20 protein-coding genes are annotated in these 21,563 nt (G+C 56.0%); 10 read left to right on the top strand and 10 right to left on the bottom strand.

Features of this window, described 5'->3' with window-relative positions; all coding sequences use genetic code 11:
• Positions 1-69 precede the first annotated feature (69 nt).
• On the bottom strand, positions 70-2,148 hold the full coding sequence (locus DW088_RS10690) for a glutamine synthetase III family protein (protein WP_118360754.1): 2,079 nt from the start codon (positions 2,146-2,148) through the stop codon (positions 70-72).
• A 475-nt stretch (positions 2,149-2,623) separates the two neighbouring features.
• Between DW088_RS10690 and DW088_RS10680 the strand changes: the two genes are divergently transcribed.
• From DW088_RS10680 to DW088_RS10640, 9 genes are all read left to right on the top strand, one after another.
• Complete coding sequence (locus tag DW088_RS10680) at positions 2,624-3,721, top strand: class II glutamine amidotransferase (RefSeq protein ID WP_118360701.1); 1,098 nt, start codon at positions 2,624-2,626, stop codon at positions 3,719-3,721.
• Complete coding sequence (locus DW088_RS10675; protein WP_110436144.1) at positions 3,721-5,226, top strand: glutamate synthase-related protein; 1,506 nt, start codon at positions 3,721-3,723, stop codon at positions 5,224-5,226. The genes DW088_RS10680 and DW088_RS10675 overlap by 1 nt, the downstream gene beginning before the upstream one ends.
• A gap of 19 nt (positions 5,227-5,245) precedes the next feature.
• Entirely contained in the window at positions 5,246-5,974 is a 729-nt protein-coding gene (locus DW088_RS10670; protein WP_110436143.1) for a glutamate synthase, read from the top strand.
• Positions 5,975-6,249: 275 nt separating this feature from the next.
• Complete coding sequence (locus DW088_RS10665; RefSeq protein ID WP_118360700.1) at positions 6,250-7,569, top strand: glutamine synthetase family protein; 1,320 nt, start codon at positions 6,250-6,252, stop codon at positions 7,567-7,569.
• A 37-nt stretch (positions 7,570-7,606) separates the two neighbouring features.
• Positions 7,607-8,179 carry an ANTAR domain-containing response regulator gene (locus tag DW088_RS10660; protein WP_118360699.1) on the top strand — a complete coding sequence of 191 codons (573 nt, stop codon included), beginning with the start codon at positions 7,607-7,609 and terminating at the stop codon, positions 8,177-8,179.
• Positions 8,180-8,354: 175 nt separating this feature from the next.
• Positions 8,355-9,200, top strand: coding sequence for a diaminopimelate epimerase (gene dapF, locus DW088_RS10655; protein WP_243029884.1), 846 nt, complete (start codon positions 8,355-8,357; stop codon positions 9,198-9,200).
• Positions 9,197-10,813, top strand: coding sequence for a CTP synthase (locus tag DW088_RS10650; RefSeq protein ID WP_117489902.1), 1,617 nt, complete (start codon positions 9,197-9,199; stop codon positions 10,811-10,813). The genes dapF and DW088_RS10650 overlap by 4 nt, the downstream gene beginning before the upstream one ends.
• Complete coding sequence (locus tag DW088_RS10645) at positions 10,803-11,981, top strand: LL-diaminopimelate aminotransferase (RefSeq protein ID WP_118360697.1); 1,179 nt, start codon at positions 10,803-10,805, stop codon at positions 11,979-11,981. The genes DW088_RS10650 and DW088_RS10645 overlap by 11 nt, the downstream gene beginning before the upstream one ends.
• 72 nt (positions 11,982-12,053) lie before the next feature.
• The gene (locus tag DW088_RS10640; protein ID WP_118360696.1) at positions 12,054-12,704 is read left to right on the top strand and encodes a ComF family protein; all 651 of its coding nucleotides are present in this window, start codon (positions 12,054-12,056) and stop codon (positions 12,702-12,704) included.
• A gap of 29 nt (positions 12,705-12,733) precedes the next feature.
• On the opposite strand, the gene DW088_RS10635 is transcribed toward DW088_RS10640, so the two are convergent.
• The 5 genes from DW088_RS10635 to DW088_RS10615 form a co-directional block, all read right to left on the bottom strand.
• Positions 12,734-13,795: a helix-turn-helix domain-containing protein gene (locus DW088_RS10635; RefSeq protein ID WP_158574670.1), complete on the bottom strand. Its 1,062-nt coding sequence runs from the start codon at positions 13,793-13,795 to the stop codon at positions 12,734-12,736.
• Between the two features lie 337 nt (positions 13,796-14,132).
• Positions 14,133-15,341 (bottom strand): aspartate kinase, encoded by a 1,209-nt coding sequence (locus DW088_RS10630; protein ID WP_118360694.1) that lies wholly within the window; start codon positions 15,339-15,341, stop codon positions 14,133-14,135.
• A gap of 54 nt (positions 15,342-15,395) precedes the next feature.
• Positions 15,396-16,286: a homoserine kinase gene (gene thrB, locus DW088_RS10625; RefSeq protein ID WP_118360693.1), complete on the bottom strand. Its 891-nt coding sequence runs from the start codon at positions 16,284-16,286 to the stop codon at positions 15,396-15,398.
• A gap of 15 nt (positions 16,287-16,301) precedes the next feature.
• Entirely contained in the window at positions 16,302-17,513 is a 1,212-nt protein-coding gene (locus DW088_RS10620; protein WP_118360692.1) for a homoserine dehydrogenase, read from the bottom strand.
• Between the two features lie 52 nt (positions 17,514-17,565).
• Positions 17,566-18,006, bottom strand: a complete 441-nt coding sequence (locus DW088_RS10615) for an ACT domain-containing protein (protein WP_117489913.1) — start codon at positions 18,004-18,006, stop codon at positions 17,566-17,568.
• 229 nt (positions 18,007-18,235) lie between these two features.
• Here DW088_RS10615 and DW088_RS10610 point away from each other — a divergent pair, with 229 nt between their 5' ends.
• A complete protein-coding gene (locus DW088_RS10610; protein WP_118360691.1) occupies positions 18,236-19,561 on the top strand; it encodes a sodium-dependent transporter in 1,326 nt (441 codons plus the stop codon).
• 360 nt (positions 19,562-19,921) lie between these two features.
• On the opposite strand, the gene DW088_RS10605 is transcribed toward DW088_RS10610, so the two are convergent.
• The 4 genes from DW088_RS10605 to DW088_RS10590 are packed head-to-tail and all read right to left on the bottom strand — an operon-like array spanning position 19,922 to position 21,524.
• Entirely contained in the window at positions 19,922-20,122 is a 201-nt protein-coding gene (locus DW088_RS10605; RefSeq protein WP_117490013.1) for a helix-turn-helix transcriptional regulator, read from the bottom strand.
• A gap of 2 nt (positions 20,123-20,124) precedes the next feature.
• Complete coding sequence (locus tag DW088_RS10600) at positions 20,125-20,577, bottom strand: hypothetical protein (protein ID WP_118360690.1); 453 nt, start codon at positions 20,575-20,577, stop codon at positions 20,125-20,127.
• A 12-nt stretch (positions 20,578-20,589) separates the two neighbouring features.
• Positions 20,590-21,045 carry a hypothetical protein gene (locus DW088_RS10595; RefSeq protein WP_118360689.1) on the bottom strand — a complete coding sequence of 152 codons (456 nt, stop codon included), beginning with the start codon at positions 21,043-21,045 and terminating at the stop codon, positions 20,590-20,592.
• 11 nt (positions 21,046-21,056) lie between these two features.
• Complete coding sequence (locus DW088_RS10590; RefSeq protein ID WP_118360688.1) at positions 21,057-21,524, bottom strand: hypothetical protein; 468 nt, start codon at positions 21,522-21,524, stop codon at positions 21,057-21,059.
• Positions 21,525-21,563: the final 39 nt, after the last annotated feature.

Genomic DNA, 21,563 nt, shown 5'->3' with positions numbered 1-21,563 from the left:
AACAGCGGAAATACACGCCATTGTGTATAGAAATATATTTTCTAACGAATGTAATTGATGTCTGCTCTATTAAACGTAGAACAGAATGTCGGAGTAGGTCGGGAACGGCCAGAACTTCTTGCCTACCAGACCCTCCAGCTTATCAGCCGGTACGCGAACCGCATCCATTGCGGAGATGACAACATCGTGGTAGTAATGTGCTGCCTTCTGGCTATCATCGGTTGGAACGGCTGCAACAGCCTCGTCGAGTGCTGCGCTCTTGGTGTACAGCTCCTCGGTCAGCTCGGAAACCTTGCCCAGCAGACCGACCTCCATGCCGCCGGTAACGCCTGCTGCCTTCTTGGCATTGACGGTGCCTGCCAGCTCGTTCTCAAATGCGATGCACGCCGGAGTGATCTCCTCGCGTACCATATCGCTCATGGTCATAGCCTCGATGTGCAGGATCTTGTTGTACTCCTCAAGCTGGGTCTCCATACGGGAATGGATCTCCTCAGCGGTGTAAACGTTGTGCTTTGCGAACAGGTCGAGGTTCTTCTGGTCAACGTAATGCGGGAATGCGTCCGCTGCGCTCTTGAAGTTGAGCAGACCGCGCTTCTCCGCCTCTTCTACCCAGGAATCATCGTAGCCGTTGCCGTTGAAGATGATGCGCTTGTGCGCCTTGATCTCGCGCTTTACGAGTGCCATCAGCGCCTTCTCGAAGTCCTCGGCGCCCTCCAGCTCGTCAGCGAACTGGCGGAGCTCCTCAGCGACTGCGGTGTTCAGCATAACGTTTGCGCATGCGATGTTGACCGCAGAGCCCAGCGAACGAAACTCGAACTTGTTGCCGGTGAAGGCAAACGGAGAGGTACGGTTGCGGTCGGTGGTGTCCTTCGGGATAGCCGGCAGAACCGCAGCGCCCAGATCCATCTTGGTCTTGTAAACGTCGGTGTAGTCCTCGCCGGACTCGATGGAATCCAGAATAGCCTGCAGCTCGTCGCCGATGAACATGGAGATGATCGCCGGAGGCGCTTCGTTCGCGCCCAGACGGTGATCGTTGCCGGCAGAAGCGACGGAAATGCGGAGCAGATCCTGATATTCGTCAACCGCCTTGATAACGGCGGTCAGAAACAGGATGAACTGGCTGTTTTCGCTCGGGTTCTTGCCCGGCTCGAGCAGGTTCTCGCCTGCATCGGTGGAAATCGACCAGTTGTTGTGCTTGCCGGAGCCGTTTACGCCTTCAAACGGCTTCTCATGCAGCAGGCAGGTGAAGCCGTGCTTCTGTGCCACCGTACGCATAACCTCCATGGTCAGCTGATTGTGGTCGGTCGCAATGTTGGTGGTGGAGAAAATCGGCGCCATCTCGTGCTGGCACGGCGCTACCTCGTTATGCTTGGTCTTGGAGAGGATACCCAGCTTCCACAGTTCCTCATCAAGATCCTTCATGAAGGCAGCTACACGCGGACGGAGTGCACCAAAGTAGTGATCGTCCATCTCCTGACCCTTCGGGGGCATTGCGCCGAACAGAGTGCGGCCGGTGAAGATCAGGTCCTTGCGCTTCGTGTAATCCTTGCGGTCGATCAGGAAGTACTCCTGCTCAGGGCCTACGGTGGTGGTTACACGCTTAACATCCTTGCCGAACAGCTTGAGGATGCGGCACGCCTGTGTGCTGATGGCGTCCATCGAGCGCAGCAGCGGCGTTTTCTTATCGAGGATCTGACCGGTGTAGGAGCAGAATGCGGTCGGAATGTAAAGGGAACCATCCTTTACAAATGCGTAGCTGGTCGGGTCCCATGCGGTGTAGCCGCGTGCCTCGAAGGTTGCGCGCAGACCGCCGGACGGGAAGGACGATGCGTCCGGTTCGCCCTTGATCAGCTCCTTGCCGGAGAACTCCATCATCACATGACCGTCGTCGGTCGGCGTGATGAACGAGTCGTGCTTCTCGGCGGTGATGCCGGTCATCGGCTGGAACCAGTGCGTGTAATGGGTTGCACCCTTGCTGATCGCCCAGTCCTTCATTGCCGTTGCAACAACAGCAGCAACATCAGCGTCGATCGCGGTGCCCTCGCGCATGGTCTTCTTCAGCTTCTTGTAAACGTCCTTGGGAAGACGTTCTTTCATCACAGTGTCGCTAAACACCATGCTGCCGAACAGCTCGGGAACATTCGTAATGCTCATGAATGGTTCGCTCCTTACATATGTTAATTTTAATAGCAAACAAACTGAATAAAACAAAACAGGCGCTGCGGGTCGTGTGCCCACAGCGCCTTTGCTGTTTACACTTTGCATTATAGCCGTCCTGCCTTGCTTTGTCAAGGGAGATTATGGTGTTTTTTTCATTTCCGGAAGATTTGCTACAACATACTTAATTTTCGCTTGTCCGCACCGTCACTTCCTGTGCAAAATGTGAAAATTCACTTTTTTATGTTCTTTGCGCTTGACGATTCCCGGTTCCCTGCTATAAAATATGAAGCGAACAAAGGTGTTCGCCATAGCTGAGGATTTCAGGCTTTTGATCCTCTGCTGCGGCGAGCACCTTTTTATTTTGTTAAGCAGCCGGTACATATCGCCTTCCATCGGAAAGCACCCGCCGAAGCCTGCTTCTCTGAATCCGTAATTTCAGCGCAATATATAAGGAGGAAGCACCATGTTACAAAAAGAAGGGCAAGTCCGCATCCCCGCAGGCTGCGCGATCTCCGGTATCTTCCACAAGGACGGCACCCGCGAGAACGGCACCCGCATTATCGACTCCATCCGCACCATGCACGATCGTTCCAACGGCCTGGGCGGCGGCTTCGCCGGCTACGGCATCTACCCTGAATACGCCGATTACTATGCGTTCCATGTATTCTATGATACGCAGGCGGCTAAGGAAGAGTGCGAGCGCGAGATCGAGCGTCACTTTGACATTGTAAACCTGTCCAAGATCCCGACCCGACGTCATCCGCGCATCACGGATGCTCCGATGATCTGGCGCTACTTCGTTACGCCCCTGCCGACCAAGCTGGCAGCCAGCCAGCTCGAGGAGCGTGAGTTCACCTCCCGCTTTGTCATCCGCATCAATCACACGCTGAACGGCGCTTACATCTTCTCCTCCGGCAAGAACATGGGCGTTTTCAAGGCAAACGGCTTCCCCGAGGACGTCGGCGAGTACTACATGCTGGAAAACTACGAGGCCTACTCCTGGACCTGCCATGGCCGTTATCCAACCAACACACCGGGCTGGTGGGGCGGCGCGCACCCGTTTGCACTGCTCGACACCACGGTCGTGCACAACGGCGAGATTTCCTCTTATGATGCAAACCGCCGCTTCATTGAGATGTTCGGCTACTCCTGCGACCTGCTGACCGACACCGAGGTCATCACCTACATTATTGATTACCTCGGCCGCAAGCTGGGCCTGACGTACAGCGAGATTGCAAATGTCATTGCGGCTCCGTTCTGGTCCACCATTGAAAAGCAGGAGCCGAAGGAACGCGAGCGTCTCACCTATCTGCGCAATGCCTTCGCTTCCCTGATGGTTACCGGTCCGTTCTCCATTCTGGTCGGCTACACCGGCGGCCTGATGGCACTCAACGACCGACTCAAGCTGCGCAGCATGGTTGTCGGTGAAAGGGACGACACCGTATACATCGCCTCCGAGGAATGCGCGATCCGCGTCATCCAGCCTGAGCTGGATAAGCTGTGGGCGCCCAAGGGCGGCGAGCCGGTCATCGTTAATCTGAAGAACGGAGGGAACCAGTAATGGCTATCGATTTCTTATATCCGCAGTATGAGGTCGTCCGCAACAACGACCGCTGCATCAACTGCCGCGCCTGCGAGCGTCAGTGCGCGAACGAAGTACACTTTTGGGACGCCGACAACAACCGCATGCAGGCGGACGAGTCCAAGTGCGTAGCCTGCCACCGCTGCGTGGCACTGTGCCCGACCCGTGCCCTCAAAATCGTAAAGACCGACCACACGTTCCGTGAGAACGCCAACTGGACCGGCAAGGCGATCTCCGAGGTTTACCGTCAGGCAGGCTCGGGCGGCGTACTGCTGTCCTCGATGGGCAACCCGGACCCGCACCCCATCTACTGGGATAAAATTCTCATCAACGCTTCGCAGGTTACCAATCCGTCCATCGACCCGCTGCGCGAGCCGATGGAGACCAAGACCTTCCTCGGCAAAAAGCCGGGCAAGATTGAGCGTGACGAGAACGGCAATCTGGTTCCCAATCTGGCGCCGCAGCTGGAGCTCAACCTGCCGATCATGTTCTCCGCAATGAGCTACGGCTCGATCTCCTACAACGCACATGCCGCACTCGCACGCGCTGCAAGCGCACTCGGCACCTACTATAATACCGGTGAGGGCGGTCTGCATCAGGACTTCTACCAGTACGGCCCGCACACCATCGTGCAGGTTGCATCCGGTCGTTTCGGCGTACATAAGGATTACCTCGAAGCCGGTGCTGCCATCGAGATCAAGATGGGTCAGGGCGCAAAGCCGGGTATCGGCGGTCATCTGCCCGGACTCAAGGTCGGCCCGGATATCTCCAAGACCCGTATGATCCCGGAAGGCACGGACGCGATTTCTCCGGCTCCGCATCATGATATCTACTCCATCGAGGACCTGCGTCAGCTGGTTTACTCGCTGAAGGAAGCTACCGAATACAAGAAGCCGGTTATGGTCAAAATTGCAGCCGTAAATAATGTAGCAGCAGTCGCTTCCGGCGTAGCCCGCTCGGGTGCAGACATCATCTGCATCGACGGCTACCGCGGCGGCACCGGTGCAGCTCCTACCCGCATCCGCGACAACGTCGGCATCCCGATCGAGCTGGCGCTCGCCGCTGTCGATCAGCGTCTGCGCGATGAGGGCATCCGTGATGAGGTTTCGGTCGTTGTCGGCGGCTCCATTCGCAACTCCGCCGATCTGCTCAAGGCCATCGCGCTCGGCGCGGACGCATGCTACATCGGCACCGCGGCTCTGCTGGCAATGGGCTGCCACCTGTGCCGCACCTGCCAGACCGGCAAGTGCAACTGGGGCATTGCAACTCAGCGTCCGGAGCTGGTCAAGCGCCTGAATCCGGATATCGGCTCCCAGCGTCTCATCAACCTGCTCACTGCATGGGATCACGAGCTCAAGGAAATGATGGGCGGCATGGGCATCAACTCCATCGAGGCACTGCGCGGCAACCGTCTTATGCTGCGCGGCATCGGCCTGACCGACCGTGAGCTGAACATCCTCGGCATCAAGCACGCAGGCGAATAAGCACAGGAGGTGCGCGAAAATGACAACTGTACAGGCAGGACTTACCTATTATAAACAAGTAAACGAGCAGATCCGCGCAGCGCAGGACAGCGAGATTACGGTTGAGAACGTGATCGGCCAGCGCTACATCGGCTGCGGCTCCACCGACCGCAAGATCACCGTGCACGGCACGGCAGGCAACGGTCTCGGCCAGTATCTGAACGGCTCCACCATTGAGGTCTTCGGCAACGCGCAGGAGGCCGTCGGCGACACCATGAACGCCGGTGAGATCGTTGTGCACGGCAACGTCGGCGACGCCTGCGGCTACGCGATGCGCGGCGGCAAGATCTATATCAAGGGGGACTGCGGCTACCGCGCCGGCATCCACATGAAGGCCTACCAGCAGCACTTCCCTGTTATGGTAGTCGGCGGCAAGGCAGGTTCATTCCTCGGCGAGTATCTCGCCGGCGGTCTCATTCTTGTGCTCGGCATCGGTCAGAACGGCGCGTATCCGGTCAACAATTTCTGCGGAACCGGTATGCACGGCGGCAAAATTGTGTTAAGATGTGATAAAGCACCGACCGATCTGCCGCGTCAGGTCCTCGTGAGCGAGGTCTCCGCGGACGATATGACTGAATTTGCACCTTATATTAAGGAATACGCGCAGCTGTTCGGCGCAGACGCGGAAAATCTGCTTTCGCAGAAGTATTTCGTCCTCACGCCGAACCCGGAGGCTGGGTATAAGCAGCTTTATACCTTTGAGGCGTAATCCCGCTTTGCGGAATGATCTCCATTCGTGAGATTTTCGCTTACGAAGCGAACGTAACCTGCCTACCCGGCAGGAGCACAAGGTGAATTGCCCGAAGGACAAGAACGGGCCCTCTGGGGATACCCGTGTCGCGCAACTCGTTTGTCCGGAGATTGCGGACAGCACCTGCGAATTCCATCTATCTGTCACCCCCTACCTTGCGCAATCTCTTCACTCTCAACTCTCCACTCTTCACTCTGAAGAAAATCTTCCATTCTTAAAGGAGGTATGACTTTATGGACACCACCATGAGCGAAGTCGTACAATTTATTCAGGAGAACGACGTAAAGTTCATTCGTCTTGCGTTTTGCGATATTTTCGGCAACCAGAAGAACATCGCCATCATGCCGACCGAGCTGGAACGCGCCTTCGAGCAGGGCATCCACTTCAACGCAGCGGCGCTGCGCGGCTTTCTCAATGTAGAAGCGTCTGATCTGCTGCTGTTCCCCGATCCGGCAACGCTTTCCGTTCTGCCGTGGCGACCGGCTCAGGGCCGTGTAGTGCGCTTTTACTGCGACATTCGCTATCCGGACGGCACGCCGTTCGAGGGCGACGGCCGTCATTTGCTGCGTGAGGCCAACCGCCGTGCGCGCCGCGCAGGCTACTCGCTGACCATGGGCACGGCAAGCGAGTTTTACCTGTTCGAGCTGGATGAAAACGGCCATCCAACCACCATTCCGCACGATCACGGCGAGTATTTCGATGTAGCGCCGCTCGACAAGGCGGAAAACGTGCGCCGTCAGATCTGCCTGACGCTTGAGGAAATGAACATCCAGCCGGAGTCCTCGCACCACGAGCAGGGTCCCGGCCAGAACGAGGTTGACTTCCGCTACGCCGAAGCCCTTGAAGCGGCAGATAATTTCGTCACCTTCAAGTGGGTCGTCAAGTCCATGGCGTCCTCAAGCGGCCTGTTTGCGTCCTTCCTGCCCAAGCCGCTCCCGCATGCGCCGGGCAGCGGACTGCATCTGTCTGTTTCGATAAACAAAAACGGCAAGAACCTGTTCCAGCCCTCGTTTGAAGAATCTGCCGAGGGCCAGAGCTTTGTGGCGGGCATTCTGCAGCGTGCCGCCGAGATGACCATCTTCTGTAATCCGCTCACCAACTCGTTCCAGCGTCTGGGTGAGTTTGAAGCGCCGAAGTACATCACATGGTCGCACCAGAACCGCTGTCCGCTCATCACCGTGCCGCTGACCGGTGATCACTCCGCCAACCGCATGAAGCTGCGTGCGTTCGACGGCTGCATTAACCCGTACATCGTATTTGCCCTGCTCATCCACGCCGGTCTTGACGGTATCGAGCAGGGACTGCCCCTGCCGCCCGCTTGCGACGAAAACCTGTTCACCGCTTCCAATGAAGTGCGTGCCAGGTACGAAGCACTGCCCGGCGCCCTGTGCGACGCGATCCGCATCGCCAAGGACAGCGACTTTATCACCAAGTACCTTCCCGAAAAGGCACGCACAGCCTTTTTCGCCGCCAAGCAGGCCGAGCACGACCGCATCGTACTTGCCGACGACCGCACGGCTGCCGAACGCTCCCTCTATTTTGAACGCTACTAATCCCGCATAATACCGTTTGAAAGGAGGAGCACACCACATGGAACGCATTCTTCTCGTTTCTGCAACCGAAAAATCCCGCACCATGCTTTCTCAGTTTTTAACGTCCTGCGGCGTACAGGCTCAGCTTACACCTGCTTCCTCCGGTGCGGAGGCTCGGCGCATGCTGGTGGACGGCTCGTTTGATCTAATTCTCGTTAACACGCCGCTGCCCGATGAATTCGGGCATGATATGGCGCAGCAGGCTGCGTCCGATACGCTTTCCGGCGTGATCCTGCTCGCTAAGGCCGAGATTGCGGACAGTGTTGCCGAAAAGGTCGAGGACGACGGCGTGTTCGTCGTACCCAAGCCACTCTCGCGCGTGCTGTTCATGCAGGCGCTCCGCATGACGCGTGCCGCACGCAGCCGTCTGACCGGCCTGCAGAGCGAAAACCGCCGTCTGCAAAAGCGCATTGAGGATATCCGTCAGGTAGACCGCGCCAAGTGTCTGCTCATCGAGTGCTGCGGCATGACCGAGCCGGAGGCGCATTCCTACATCGAGCAGCAGGCTATGAACCAGCGCCGCTCCAAGCGAGACATCGCCGAGGACATCATCGGCGGAAAAACGCCGTGATTTGTGCGATACCGCTTAAAAACATCTCATATCTCACGCGAAAATTTTTTCGGTTTTTTCGATTTTATAGAGAAATTCCCGACAGATTATGATATACTAAATGGTGTATGAGCAGAGAAGCTCTGTCTTTCCCTGCCTATATGCCATTTTGTTATTTTCTAAGGAGGGAATCCGTGTGAAGCTGGCTTTCACCAAGATGCACGGCTGCGGCAACAATTATATCTATTTTAATTGCTTCGACCAGACTGTGCCCGATCCCGAGTCGCTTTCGATCAAGCTCAGTGAGCCGCACTTCGGTATCGGCGGCGACGGCATTATCCTTATTTCTCCTTCCGACAAGGCGGATGCGCAGATGCGCATCTTCAACGCCGACGGCTCGGAGGGAAAAATGTGCGGCAACGGCATCCGCTGCGTGGGCAAGTACCTGTACGACAACGGCATGACCGATGGCCGCACCACCATCACCATCGACACGCTTTCCGGCGTAAAAACGCTTGAGCTGACCGTCAAGGACGGCAAAATGCAGTCCGCCCGCGTGGACATGGGTGCAGCCATTCTTGCTCCGCGGGAGATTCCCGTTGATATGGACGGCGAGAACGTCATCAGCGCACCCATCGTTGTGGACGAAAAGGTCTACCACATGACCTGCGTTTCCATGGGCAACCCGCACTGCGTTATTTTCCAGAAGGAAGATGTGGACGACCTCGACCTTACGCGCATCGGACCCAAGTTCGAGCATCATCCGCTGTTTCCGGAGCGTGTCAACACCGAGTTTGTCAATGTCCTGCCGGACGGCAGCCTGAAAATGCGCGTCTGGGAGCGCGGCTCCGGTGAAACATGGGCGTGCGGCACCGGCTCCTGTGCGACCGGCGTGGCAGCATGTCTGAACGGCCTTGCAAACAAAAACGAGGATATCGTCGTGCACCTGCGCGGCGGCGACCTCACCATTCGCTATACAGATGAAACCGTGTTCATGACGGGCGCGGCAACGACCGTATTCAAGGGGGAAATTGAGATATGACAAAGTACATCTTCGTGACCGGCGGCGTAGTTTCCGGTCTGGGCAAGGGCATTACTGCCGCATCTCTCGGCCGTCTGCTGAAAAGCCGCGGCCTGAAAATTGCAGCGCAGAAGCTCGATCCCTACATCAACGTAGACCCGGGCACGATGAGCCCGTTCCAGCACGGCGAGGTTTACGTTACCGACGACGGCGCAGAGACCGACCTCGACCTCGGCCACTACGAGCGCTTCATCGACGAGGACCTGAACAAGTTCTCCAACCTGACCACCGGCAAGGTATACTGGAATGTTCTGAACAAGGAGCGCGCCGGCGAGTACCTCGGTGAGACCGTGCAGGTTATTCCGCACATCACCAACGAGATCAAGTCTTTCATCTACTCGGTAGGCAAAAAGACCTCGGCTGACGTTGTTATCACCGAGATTGGCGGCACCACCGGCGATATTGAGTCCCAGCCGTTCCTCGAGGCGATCCGTCAGGTTGCTGCTGAGGTTGGCCGCCGCAACTGCCTGTTCATCCATGTAACGCTGGTTCCGTTCATCTCCGGCTCCAATGAGCCGAAGTCCAAGCCGACCCAGCACTCGGTTAAGGAGCTGCGCGGTCTGGGCATCTCTCCGGACATTATCGTAGCCCGCGTTGACCAGCCGATGGATGACGATATCAAGCGCAAGATTTCCATGTTCTGCACCGTGCCGGAGGACTGCGTAATCGAAAACCGCACCCTGCCGGTTCTGTATCAGGCACCGATGATGCTCGAGGAGAGCCATCTGTCCGACATCGTCTGCCGTGAGCTGTCCATCGGCGCAGGCAAGGGCGATATGACCGAGTGGCAGGAAATGCTCGAGCGCATCGCAGCCCGCAAGGACCATGTGAAAATCGCGCTGGTCGGCAAGTACGTCAAGCTGCACGACGCATACCTTTCGGTTGCAGAGGCACTGCAGCACGGCGGCTACGAGACCGGCTGCTTCGTCGATATCGACTGGGTAGACTCCGAGGAGATCAACGACTCCACCGTAGACAAGCTGCTCGGTGAGGTTGACGGCATCATCCTGCCGGGCGGCTTCGGCGCACGCGGCGTGGAAGGCATGATCTGTGCAGCAAACTATGCCCGCACGCAGGGTATCCCCTACTTCGGCATCTGCCTCGGCATGCAGATCGCGGTTATGAGCTACGCACGCAACGTGCTCGGCTACGCGGATGCAAACTCCAGCGAGTTTGACCCGGATTCCACCCATCCGGTCATCGACCTGATGGAGAGCCAGCAGGGCATCTCCAAGAAGGGCGGCACGATGCGTCTGGGCGCTTATCCGTGCAAGATCCGTCCGAATACTATCATGGCATCGGCGTACGGCGAGGAAATGATTTCCGAGCGTCACCGCCACCGTTACGAGTTCAACAACAATTTCCGCGAGGAGATTGAAAATAAGGGCATGCAGATCACGGGCACCTCGCCGACCGGCGAGCTTGTGGAGACCGTTGAGATCCCGAACCATCCGTTCTACATCGGCGTACAGTTCCACCCCGAGTTCAAGTCCCGTCCGAACCGCGCACATCCCCTGTTCAAGGCGTTCGTCGCGGCATCTCTGAAAAGGAGCCAGAACAACAATGCAGACTAACAAGAACTACGACAATCTCGAGCAGAGCTATCTGTTCTCCACCATCGCACGCAAGGTGCGTGAGTACTCCGAAACACATCCGGAGGCTGATATCATCCGTCTGGGCATCGGCGACGTAACCCGTCCGCTGGTACCGGCTGTTATCGACGCACTGCACGCAGCCGTTGAGGATCAGGCCAAGCAGGAAACCTTCCACGGCTACGGCGATGAGCAGGGCTACGGCTTCCTGCACGAGGCGCTGGTCGGCTACTACAAGTCCCACGGCGTAGAGCTCGCCACCAACGAGATCTTCATCTCGGACGGTGCAAAGAGCGACCTCGGCAATATCCTCGACATTTTCGGCACTGACAACACCGTTCTGGTTCCGGACCCGGTTTACCCGGTTTACGTTGATACCAACGTTATGGCGGGCCGCAAGATCGTATTCGCTGACGCAAACGAGGCAAACGGCTTCCTGCCGCTGCCGGACGAGTCCGTTCAGTGCGACATCATCTATATCTGCTCTCCGAACAACCCGACCGGCGCTGCTTACGACCGTGCAGGTCTGAAGGCCTGGGTAGATTACGCCAACAAGCAGAACGCCGTTATCCTGTATGACGCAGCTTACGAGTGCTTCATCGAGGATGAGACTCTGCCGCGCTCCATCTACGAGATCGAAGGCGCTAAGTCCTGTGCGATCGAGTTCTGCTCCTTCTCCAAGATGGCAGGCTTCACCGGCACCCGCTGCGGCTGGACCGTTGTTCCGACCGCTCTGCTGGACGGCAAGCTGAACAAGATGTGGCTGCGCCGCCAGACCACCAAGTTCAACGGCGTTCCGTATATCGTACAGAAGGGCGCTGCTGCCTGCTTCACCGAGGAAGGCATGAAGCAGATTAAGGAGACCCTCGGCTACTACAAGCAGAACGCTAAGGTTCTCGCTGCGACCCTCGATGAGCTGGGTATCTGGTACACCGGCGGCAAGAGCAGCCCGTACCTGTGGCTCAAGTGCCCGAACGGCATGGATTCGTGGACCTTCTTCGACTACCTGCTTGAGAATGCCAACGTCGTTGGTACGCCGGGTGCAGGCTTCGGCAAGAACGGTGACGGCTTCTTCCGTCTGACCGCATTCGGCGATCAGGCACGCACCAAGGAAGCTGCTGAGCGTCTGAAGAAGCTGCTCCAGAAGTAAGTTTCCGCAATATCGCATAATCAAAGAGCTGTCCCGCGCGGACAGCTCTTTTTGCATAGTTGAGGTGATTCGATGGGCATTCTTTATGGTCACAGGTGCGTTTTATGCGGCGCGGATTTTCCGGTGACGACCAGCCGCACGCTGCAGCTTTGTCCGGACTGTGCCGCTGCAGTCCGGCGGGAATACCGCTGCAATGAGGTCATCTCCATCGCCGGAGCGGACGGTACGATCGCTCCGCTGTATTACCGCGGCACAGTACGCAATGCCATGAAACGGTTCAAATTCAGCAGCGCCGCCTACTGTGCGGACTGGTTCGCGGCGCAAATGTCCGTGGCCCTCACGTCACAGTTGGACGACTGGCAGCCGGATTTGATTACCTACATGCCGATTGGATTGCTGCACTACCGCAAGCGCGGGTACAATCAGGCGGAGCTGCTGGCAAAGCTCATCGCAAAGCCGCTTTCCCTGCCGTGCGAGGCAACACTGCGCAAGCGATGGTTTGTTGGCAAGCAGTCCGCGCAGAAGGATTACGCCGCGCGGCAGAGCAACGCAAAAGATGCCGTTCTGCCGAAGGGCAGCGTGGATTTGACCGGAAAATCCGTTGTGCTGGTCGATGATATTATCACCACCGGTGCAACAGCCGCTGCCGCCGTCAAGACTCTGCGGGAGATGGGCGCAAGCCGTGTTTACGTCCTCGCCGCGACATTTACACCGAGGAAATAACAAAAAGACCGCTTTCGCGGTCTTTTTTGTTATTGGAAAAACTCACTGCTGTACACTCTGCCGTAATTGTCGGTAATCTCGGCTTTCATCTGGTACTGATCCAATCCACCTTCCATATTGCGCCAGTCAACCTGTGTATAATAATAAACGTCTCCACCGAATCCTGTTTCTATATTCTCTATCTTCTGTTCTTTGATTTGTTTTCCGTTCTGATACAGCAATATACGACCACTGACCGGTGTCACACTGTCATCGCCGCAGTAAATATACGTTGCCACATTGCCGCTGGCTGATGTGGTCTTACCATTAAAGCTAAAGCTACCGTTCTCCCACCACGCACGCACTTCGAGAGAAAAACGCTGCTTCAGGTCATACTCAGAGGCAACCATAATATTACGGATTTCTCCGTCCGTACTTGTCAGCGTCAAATAAACAGAAAACGTATCCACCAGCGGCACGCTGATTTCGCCGCTGTAACCGTTCTTGTTTTCTGCGTCGCACTCCCACGACTGATCGCCGCTGCGGACAACAAACTTTGCGGTTTCGCCGTCCCGCATTTCTTTCGGCACGGCGCTCACTGTGACAAGAAGATTTTCGTTGTGATCCGGGTCTACCTCGATATTCTCCGACCAGTCGGCTAAATCGCTGTTCTCAGCGCTCGTATTATCCGGATAGTAAATCGTGCTCGGCCCGCTCTGCAGCCGCAGCTGGTCAATCTGGTTCTGCATGACGATCACGCGCCACAGGCTGACCGCGCTGCATACCACACTGACGCACAGCAGTCCCGCCGCTGCAATCGCTGCGATTTTCCATTTGCGGTTTCCGTTCCTGACCGGCTGGTTCTCTGCACCCGGCCACGATTCATCCGAGTCCTCTGCCTTTGGCATTAGCTCCGCATCCGGACGCAGCAGCGTATCCACCGGAACGCCAAACAGCTTGCTCAGTTCCATTAAATTATCCATCGTGGGCACCGCCTGATCGGCCTCCCACTTGCTGACCGCCTGACGGCTGAGACCCAGCTTTTCGCCGAGCGCCTCCTGACTCATGCCCTGCTCTTTTCGCAGTACCGCGATTTTCTCACCTGTTGTCATCTCTGCCACCTGCCTTTCTTTTCTGTCTCCAGTGTGCCTGAAATGCCGCAAAAGCGCCACCAACCCATCGTTTCTTTTTGTCAACCGACGGTTGCGTACGTCTTTCCGGTTGCAAAAAAGTCCCGAAATGCACATTTCGGGACTTTGAGGCTATCTGGGAAAACACTTATGGGCATTACCACACGATTCAGCGGTGAGCGGTTGGCGAGTAAATTTCGCGTGCTGATGCGGCGCGGTTCCGCAGCAATACTTTGTGTATTGCAAGGGAACGCAACAAAATCAGCGCACAAAATTTCCGCCAAACGCCGCCGATGCAATCGTGTGGTATTGCCCCCAATTAAGCGTTGAAGAACTCCTCGTGGATAGCCTTAACAGCCTTCTCGCTGTCCTCCTCGTTGATGAGGACAGAGATCTTGATCTCAGAGGTGGAGATCATACGGATGTTGATGCCGGCGCTTGCCAGAGCCTCGAACATCTTGGAAGCAACGCCGGTAGCGGAAGCCATGCCTGCACCAACAATAGAAACCTTTGCGACCTTGGTGTTGATGGAAATATCCTCGTAGCCGAGCATCTCCTTCGCGTCGCGCAGGATCTTCTCGACGCGCTCTGCATCGTCCTGACGGATGGTGAACGAGATGGACTTCTTGTTATCGCGGCCTACGGACTGGAGGATGATGTCGATGTTGACATTGTGCTTCGCCATCAGCGAGAATACCTTGAATGCAGTGCCCGGCGTATCGTCCAGATTGATGATCGCTACACGCGCGCAGTTATTATCACGGGCAACACCCGAAACCAGCAGTTTTTCCATATTAGAACCCTCCTTGACTTTGGTACCCGGATTGCGGGTAAAGCTCGAAACGACCTCAAGATCGACATTGTACTTCTTTGCCATCTCAACCGAACGGTTGTGCAGCACCTGTGCGCCCAGAGATGCCAGCTCCAGCATCTCATCATAGGTGATGGCGTCCAGCTTCTTGGCATCCTTTACGATGCGCGGATCGGCAGTGTAAACGCCGTCTACGTCGGTATAGATCTGGCAGAGATCCGCGCCGAGCGTTGCGGCAATGGCAACTGCGGTGGTATCCGAGCCGCCGCGGCCGAGCGTGGTAACGTCGCCCATCTTGTTGATGCCCTGGAAACCGGCTACGATAACGATGCGGCCGTTGTCCAGCTCTGCCTTGAGGCGATCGCCTGCGATGCGCTTGATGCGGGCATCCGAGTAGTTGCTGTTGGTCTCCAGACCGATCTGCCAGCCGGTCAGGGATACGACCGGAAAGCCCAGCTTCTGGATGGCCATCGCCAGCAGAGACATGGAGATCATCTCGCCGGTGTTGAGCAGAACGTCCATCTCGCGCTTGGAAGGACGGTCGTTCAGCTCGGCAGCCTTTACGATCAGATCATCCGTGGTATCGCCCTGCGCGGATACAACTACAACAACCTGATTGCCTGCCTGTGCGGTCTTGGTAACAATGTCCGCAACATTCTTCAGTCGCTCGGTGTTGGCAACCGAAGTGCCGCCGAACTTTTGCACAATAAGACTCATACTAACTATGTTTCCTCCTTATATACACGGACGAGAGCACTCATCCGTCCCCTATTACAGTCGTTTTACGGTCGCACCAACCTCATCACAGCGCAGCTGCACGGCTTTCCAGTGCGGATAGTGCTTTTCGCACAGCTCCTGTGCACGGGTGATGTAGTCGCGGTCGCCCTTGTAGACGATCGCCACGATGGACGGGCCTGCGCCGGAAATGAAAGCGCCGAGTGCGCCCAGCTTCTTGGCCTCACGCACGATGTCCTCACCGTTTTCAATCAGACCGAAACGGTACGGCTGGTGCAGACAGTCACCGGTTGCCGCATCAAGGTTTTCCAGCTTGCCGGTGGTCAGGCTGCCCGCGAGCAGCGCTGCGCGCGCCAGATTGTAAACCGCATCGTGATGGTCGATGGTCTTGGGCAGCGCCGCACGCGCCTTTTCGGTGGACAGCTGGAAATCCGGGATGAATACCACGAAGTCGATCGCGCCGTGAACCGGCACGCGAACGTGATGCACATGGCCGTTTTCGAGCAGCGCCACGCAGAAGCCGCCGAGAATCGCCGGTGTGGAGTTATCCGGGTGACCCTCGATGGTAGCCGCCAGATCAATGACCGCGTTGCGGTCGAGCGGCTCACCGAGCAGCATGTTTGCACCCATGATACCCGCAACCGTGCACGCCGAGGACGAACCCAGACCGCGAGTCTGCGGGATAGCGCAGTCCTCAACGATGGTCAGACCGGAAAGCGGCTTGCCGCACTCGTCGTAGACGCGCTTCGCACACTGATAGATCAGGTTGCTCTCGTCCTGCGGAACATACTGACCGTTTTTATCCGAAATATCAATATGATCGTTCTCTGCGAGGTCGATCACGTTGTACAGCTCGAGCGCAATGCCGATGCTGTCATAGCCCGAGCCCATATTGGCGCTCGTAGCAGGAACGGTTACACGAACCATTGTATTTTCTCTCCTTTACAGAATACGCATTGCCGCACGAACTTCACCGCGTGCATTCAGCTTTTCGGCTGCGGCGTTCATCTCTGCGGTGGACAGCTTGCGGGTCTGAACCACGAATACGCCCTCAGCAGGCTCGGTCAGACTCTCAACCGGCAGCAGCTCCTCAACATCCTTCTGTGCGCCCTTGAAGCGAACGTACCATGCACTCTGCAGGGTATCCAGCGGACGGAGCAGATTCTTGGAGCCATCGCCCCAGAAGATACGGCGGCGGTTGTCCTTGTGCTCGATGCTGTCCAGCATATCGGCAACAACAGCGGAAGCGGTCGCCAGCTTGCCGGCGCCCTTGCCGTAGAACATAACCTCACCGGTCGCATTGCCGTCGATCATGATGGCGTTGAATACATCCTCAACAGCGGCCAGCGGGCTTTCCTTGTGGATGAGATGCGGTGCAACATAAGCGTAAGCGGTGCCGTCCTCGCAGCGGACCGAGCGGCCCAGCAGCTTGATAACGCAGCCCAGCTTATCGGCGTTTGCTACGTCCTCAAGGGTGATCTTAGTGATACCCTCGCAGGAAACCTGGTCCGGATCGAACTTATCGCCGTAAGCGAGGTCGGACAGAATGCAGATCTTGCGGCAGGCGTCGTGACCCTCGATGTCAGCGGTCGGATCCTTCTCGGCATAGCCGTTGAGCTGTGCCTGCTTGAGCGCATCCGCAAAGGTAACGCCGTTGTGGATCATCTGGGTGAGAATGTAGTTGGTCGTGCCGTTCAGAATGCCGCAGATTTCGTTAAACTCGTTGGCAGCCAGGCACTGCAGCATCGGACGGATGACCGGAATGCCGCCGCCGACGGAGGCCTCGAACATGTAGTTTACGCCGTGCTCCTCGGCAATCTTGAGCAGCTCCTCACCCTTGGTAGCAACCAGTTCCTTGTTGGAGGTGCATACGCTCTTGCCAGCCTCGAGGCAGCGCTTGGTGAACTGGTACGCAGCGCCCACGCCGCCCATTACCTCGGCAACGACTGTTACCTCGGGGTCGTTCTCGATGATAGAAAAATCGGTTACAAATTTATTGCCATACGGCAGAGAGGAGAAGTCGCGCAGGTCGAGGACGTACTTTACCTCAACCGGCTCGCCAACGGTCTTGGCGATCTTTTCGGCATTCATGTCGAAAACCTCGTATACGCCCGAACCGACGGTGCCGTGTCCCATGATTGCTACTTTAATCATATGCTGATTTCCTTTCATCAGTTAAATTAGCGTTCTGTATACCGTCGGACGGTCATTCAGATGCCAGAATTTCCACTTTGCTGACGCCTTCCATTGCTTCTGCGCGATGCACAAGCTCTTCGGATGAGTATTTCATCTCACCGGTGCGGGCCGAAATGGTGACCGATGCCATTCCTCTCATCGGAATGGACTGGTTCACCGTCAGCAGGTTTGCACCCGAGCGTGCCATCAGTCCGAGGATGCTCGACAGAACACCCGGCTGATCGTGCAGCATGAAATGGTAGGTGACGATACGGTCGGTGGTCGCCTCAAAGAAAGGGCGAACGCCGTCCTTATATTTGTAATACGCACTGCGCGACAGACCGGCGATCTTTGCCGCTTCGCTTGCCGTAGCCGCCTTGCCCGAAGCGATGGCTTCATTCGCTTCGATCACGCGCTGAAATACCTCCGGCAGCAGGGTGCGCTCCACGAGATAATACTTTGGTTTTATCATGCGATGTCTGTCCTCCCTAAAAAGACACTTGTCTTTTTCACGCTCATTTATCATACCATATCCATCCACCGAGCGCAAGAGAATAACTGATAAATTTCCCTAAATTCCGACGAGTGTTTTGTTACTTCTGTCAAAAGCTCCCGCTTTTCCTGTGAAAAGTGTAAGTGGCTTTTTGCTTTATTTTGTGTTATACTATGTTTACATCTGTAAACAATCGGAGAGTTTTATTATGCATCAGAAAAACGAAAACGGAACCTTTACCTCAAAAATCGGCTTTGTGCTGGCGGCGGTCGGCTCTGCGGTCGGCATGGGCAACATCTGGATGTTCCCTTACCGCACCGGTCAATACGGCGGCGCGGCTTTTTTAATCCCCTACCTGCTGTTTATCGCACTGTTCGGCTATGTCGGCCTGTCCGGCGAGTTCGCCTTCGGCCGTATGACCGGCACAGGTCCGATCGGCTCGTATGAATTTGCGATGAAGTCCCGCGGCAAAAAGGGCGGCGCCATCCTCGGTACGATTCCTCTGCTTGGCTCACTCGGTATCGCCATCGGCTACGCCATCATCGTCGGCTGGGTGCTGCGAAGCGCATTCGGTGCACTGACCGGCTCGCTGATGAGCACCGAACCGGAGCAGTTCTTCACGGAAATGAGCAGCACGAATTTTTCCAGTGTGCCGTGGCACACCCTGGTTATCCTGCTGACGGCGGCTGTGCTGATCTTCGGCGTGTCCGGCGGCATTGAAAAGATCAACAAGGTGATGATGCCCGCATTCTTCATCCTGTTCATCATTATTGCTATCCGCGTAGCCTTCCTGCCGAATGCGATCGAAGGCTACAAATACCTGCTCGTACCGCAGTGGGAATACCTGTTCAACCCGCGCACATGGATCATGGCGATGGGTCAGGCGTTCTTCTCGCTGTCGATCACCGGCTCGGGCATGATCATTTACGGCTCTTACCTGCCGAGAAATGAGGATGTTGTACATTCGTCGTGCATGACCGCTGTGCTCGACACCTGCGCCGCTATGCTGGCAGGCTTCGCCATCCTGCCGAGCGTGTTCGCGTTCGGTCTGGACCCGGCCTCCGGCCCCAAGCTGCTGTTCATCACCCTGCCGCGTGTATTCCAGCAGATGCCGTTCGGCCGTCTGTTCGCGTTCTTCTTCTTTATTTCCGTGCTGTTCGCGGGCATTACCTCGCTGGCGAACATGCTGGAAGCAGTCTCTGAAGCCGCGCAGACGCGCCTCAAGCTGAGCCGAAAGGCCGCTGTCCTGCTGTCGTGCGGCGCCGCATTGGCGGTTGGCCTGTTTATCGAGCGCGATACGCTCATGGGTACGCTGATGGACGTTATCACCATTTACGTCGTGCCGATCGGCGCTATCCTCGGTGCGGTTATGGCGTACTGGGTGCTCGGCATTAACAAGATGGAGCAGGAGCTGATGAACGGCCGCAGCAAGCCGCTCAGCCGCGCGTTTGCGCCGCTTGCGAAATATGTGTATATCTTCCTTGCCGCACTCGTCGTATTCTTCAGCTTTATTATCCCGGGCGGTATTGGGTAAATCTGTGCTATAAAAAAGGACTTCCTGCTGGAAGTCCTTTCAGTCTGTCAAAAAAATATTATTTTAATTTTTACGCTTCGTGCGGCAGCACGTATAAAATAGAATTTGCGAAGCAAATTCATAAATTCCGGGAGCATGTATCTCGGAATTTATACAAGGGAAGAAAAAATGTGCCCGTAGGGCGCGGTTTTTCTTCAGTATTCGCTCGAAAGCGTGGTTTCGAGCGAGAGGCTGCTCGGAAAACGTTAGTTTTTCGACAGCCTCAAAGGACTTCCTGCGGGAAGTCCTTTTTTCATGCAGGAATGGAGAATGGGAAATGCCCCATCTATACGTTCATTCTCCATTTTCAATTCTCAATTTTCACGATTCTTCATCGAGGAAGAATATACTCTCCACAGGCTGTTCCAGCAGCCGCGCGGTTTTAATCGCCAGCTCGAGGGTCGGGTCGTATTTATCGTTCTCCATCGCCACGATGGTCTGCCGCGATACCCCGAGCAGCTTTGCCATGTCCTCCTGCCGCAAGCCGCGTGCCTTGCGGAGTTCTTTAATATTGTTCTTCATCTTCAGCGCCAGAACTTCCATATCAAATCTGCGAATATCACGACCGGAATGAAAATACGCTTTACAATATCCCCGGCAAGCGCACTTTGGGACGGCGGATTTTCCTCGTCATCTTTTGTGGCACGGTAGGTTGCGATCGCTCTGTAAACGCCCTCGAACACCATGCACACAAACCACAGAATTGCAAACTCGCTCACATTTTTGCCGAATGCAATGATATCCACCAACATCACCACGAACAGTCCGACCGTCATCAAGCGATAGGCGATAATCGCACCATTGCGTGTGATCGTGTTCTGCATTTCGTCCTGCTCCCATCCGTTGGCCTTCGCGGAAGCGCGTGCACGAGCGGTTTTTCCGGCCTGTCCCCAGTCCTCCCAGAGCATAAAAGCCAGCCAGATTGCCGCAAAAACGACCATTACGACCACGCCGATACCGGTTTCGGTTGTAAACATAGGTGCACCTCCCTACATCCAGAAAACCTTCACCACAATCCACAGATACATCAGATTATTGAACACACTGTGTCCCATCTGTTTCCACATTTGCGTTTTATCCTCATCGCCCGCCATATTGCGAATGGTTTTGATGATAATAAACAGCACCTCAGCAACAATGGACACGATTGCCAGGACACTGAGTTCAATCGAGCGATAATCACGGAAAAAGCGGCTGTAACCAAGATAAATGATAACACCGGCCTGCAGCACACGGTAGCCAATCAAGCGACCCTTCACATTGACAGCGTGTGCCATCTCATCAATATTCCATTCCCAGTCTTTCATGATTTTTCTCGCTTGCGGCGATTGTCCTTCTTCTACCCAATCGTGCCACAGGCTCGCTGCAAGAATGACCAGCGGCAGCACAATCGCAACCATAACAACCTGCACCTTCTGTGTCATATCGTACATATCCCAGCTCATAAGCGCACCTCCTACCAGTTTTGCGTTAGAACCGTCATTCCGATGGCCAATCCGATCAGCACCGCACAGAACATCAGCTTTGCGATAAGGAAAGTCAGTCTCGGCGGATGCTCCTCGTCGTCCTTTGCTTTGCGGAACGTCTGCACAAGCATAATAGCCGCCTCCACCATGCCGGACACGACCAACAGCGCACACAACTCCATTGCCGCCTGCCCTTTTATCAGCAGCCGATAATACAGGCACGCCAGGATTCCCGTCTGCGTCACGCGGTATGCGACCACCTGTGCCTGTGTGATGATGGCGTGCTCCATCTCATCGGTCTTGCTGCCGAGTGCTTTGGCGGTCCTGCGGGCCTTTTTCGATCTTCCGGCATCCATCCAGTCTTTTACCAGCCATGCCGCCAGCAGGAGCACCGGCAGGCCGATGCAGACCCACAATACCTGCATTTTCTCGGCTGATGTGTATAAATCCCACCGCATAAAAGCACCTCCTACCCTTGATGCCGTTCGCTAAAATGT

The sequence above is a fragment of the Butyricicoccus sp. AM05-1 genome (genome assembly GCF_003474415.1).
Classification (GTDB): Bacteria; Bacillota; Clostridia; order Oscillospirales; family Butyricicoccaceae; genus Agathobaculum; species Agathobaculum butyriciproducens.
The sequence above is the reverse complement of the archived record's forward strand: the minus strand, read 5'-3'. Positions and strand labels throughout refer to the sequence as shown.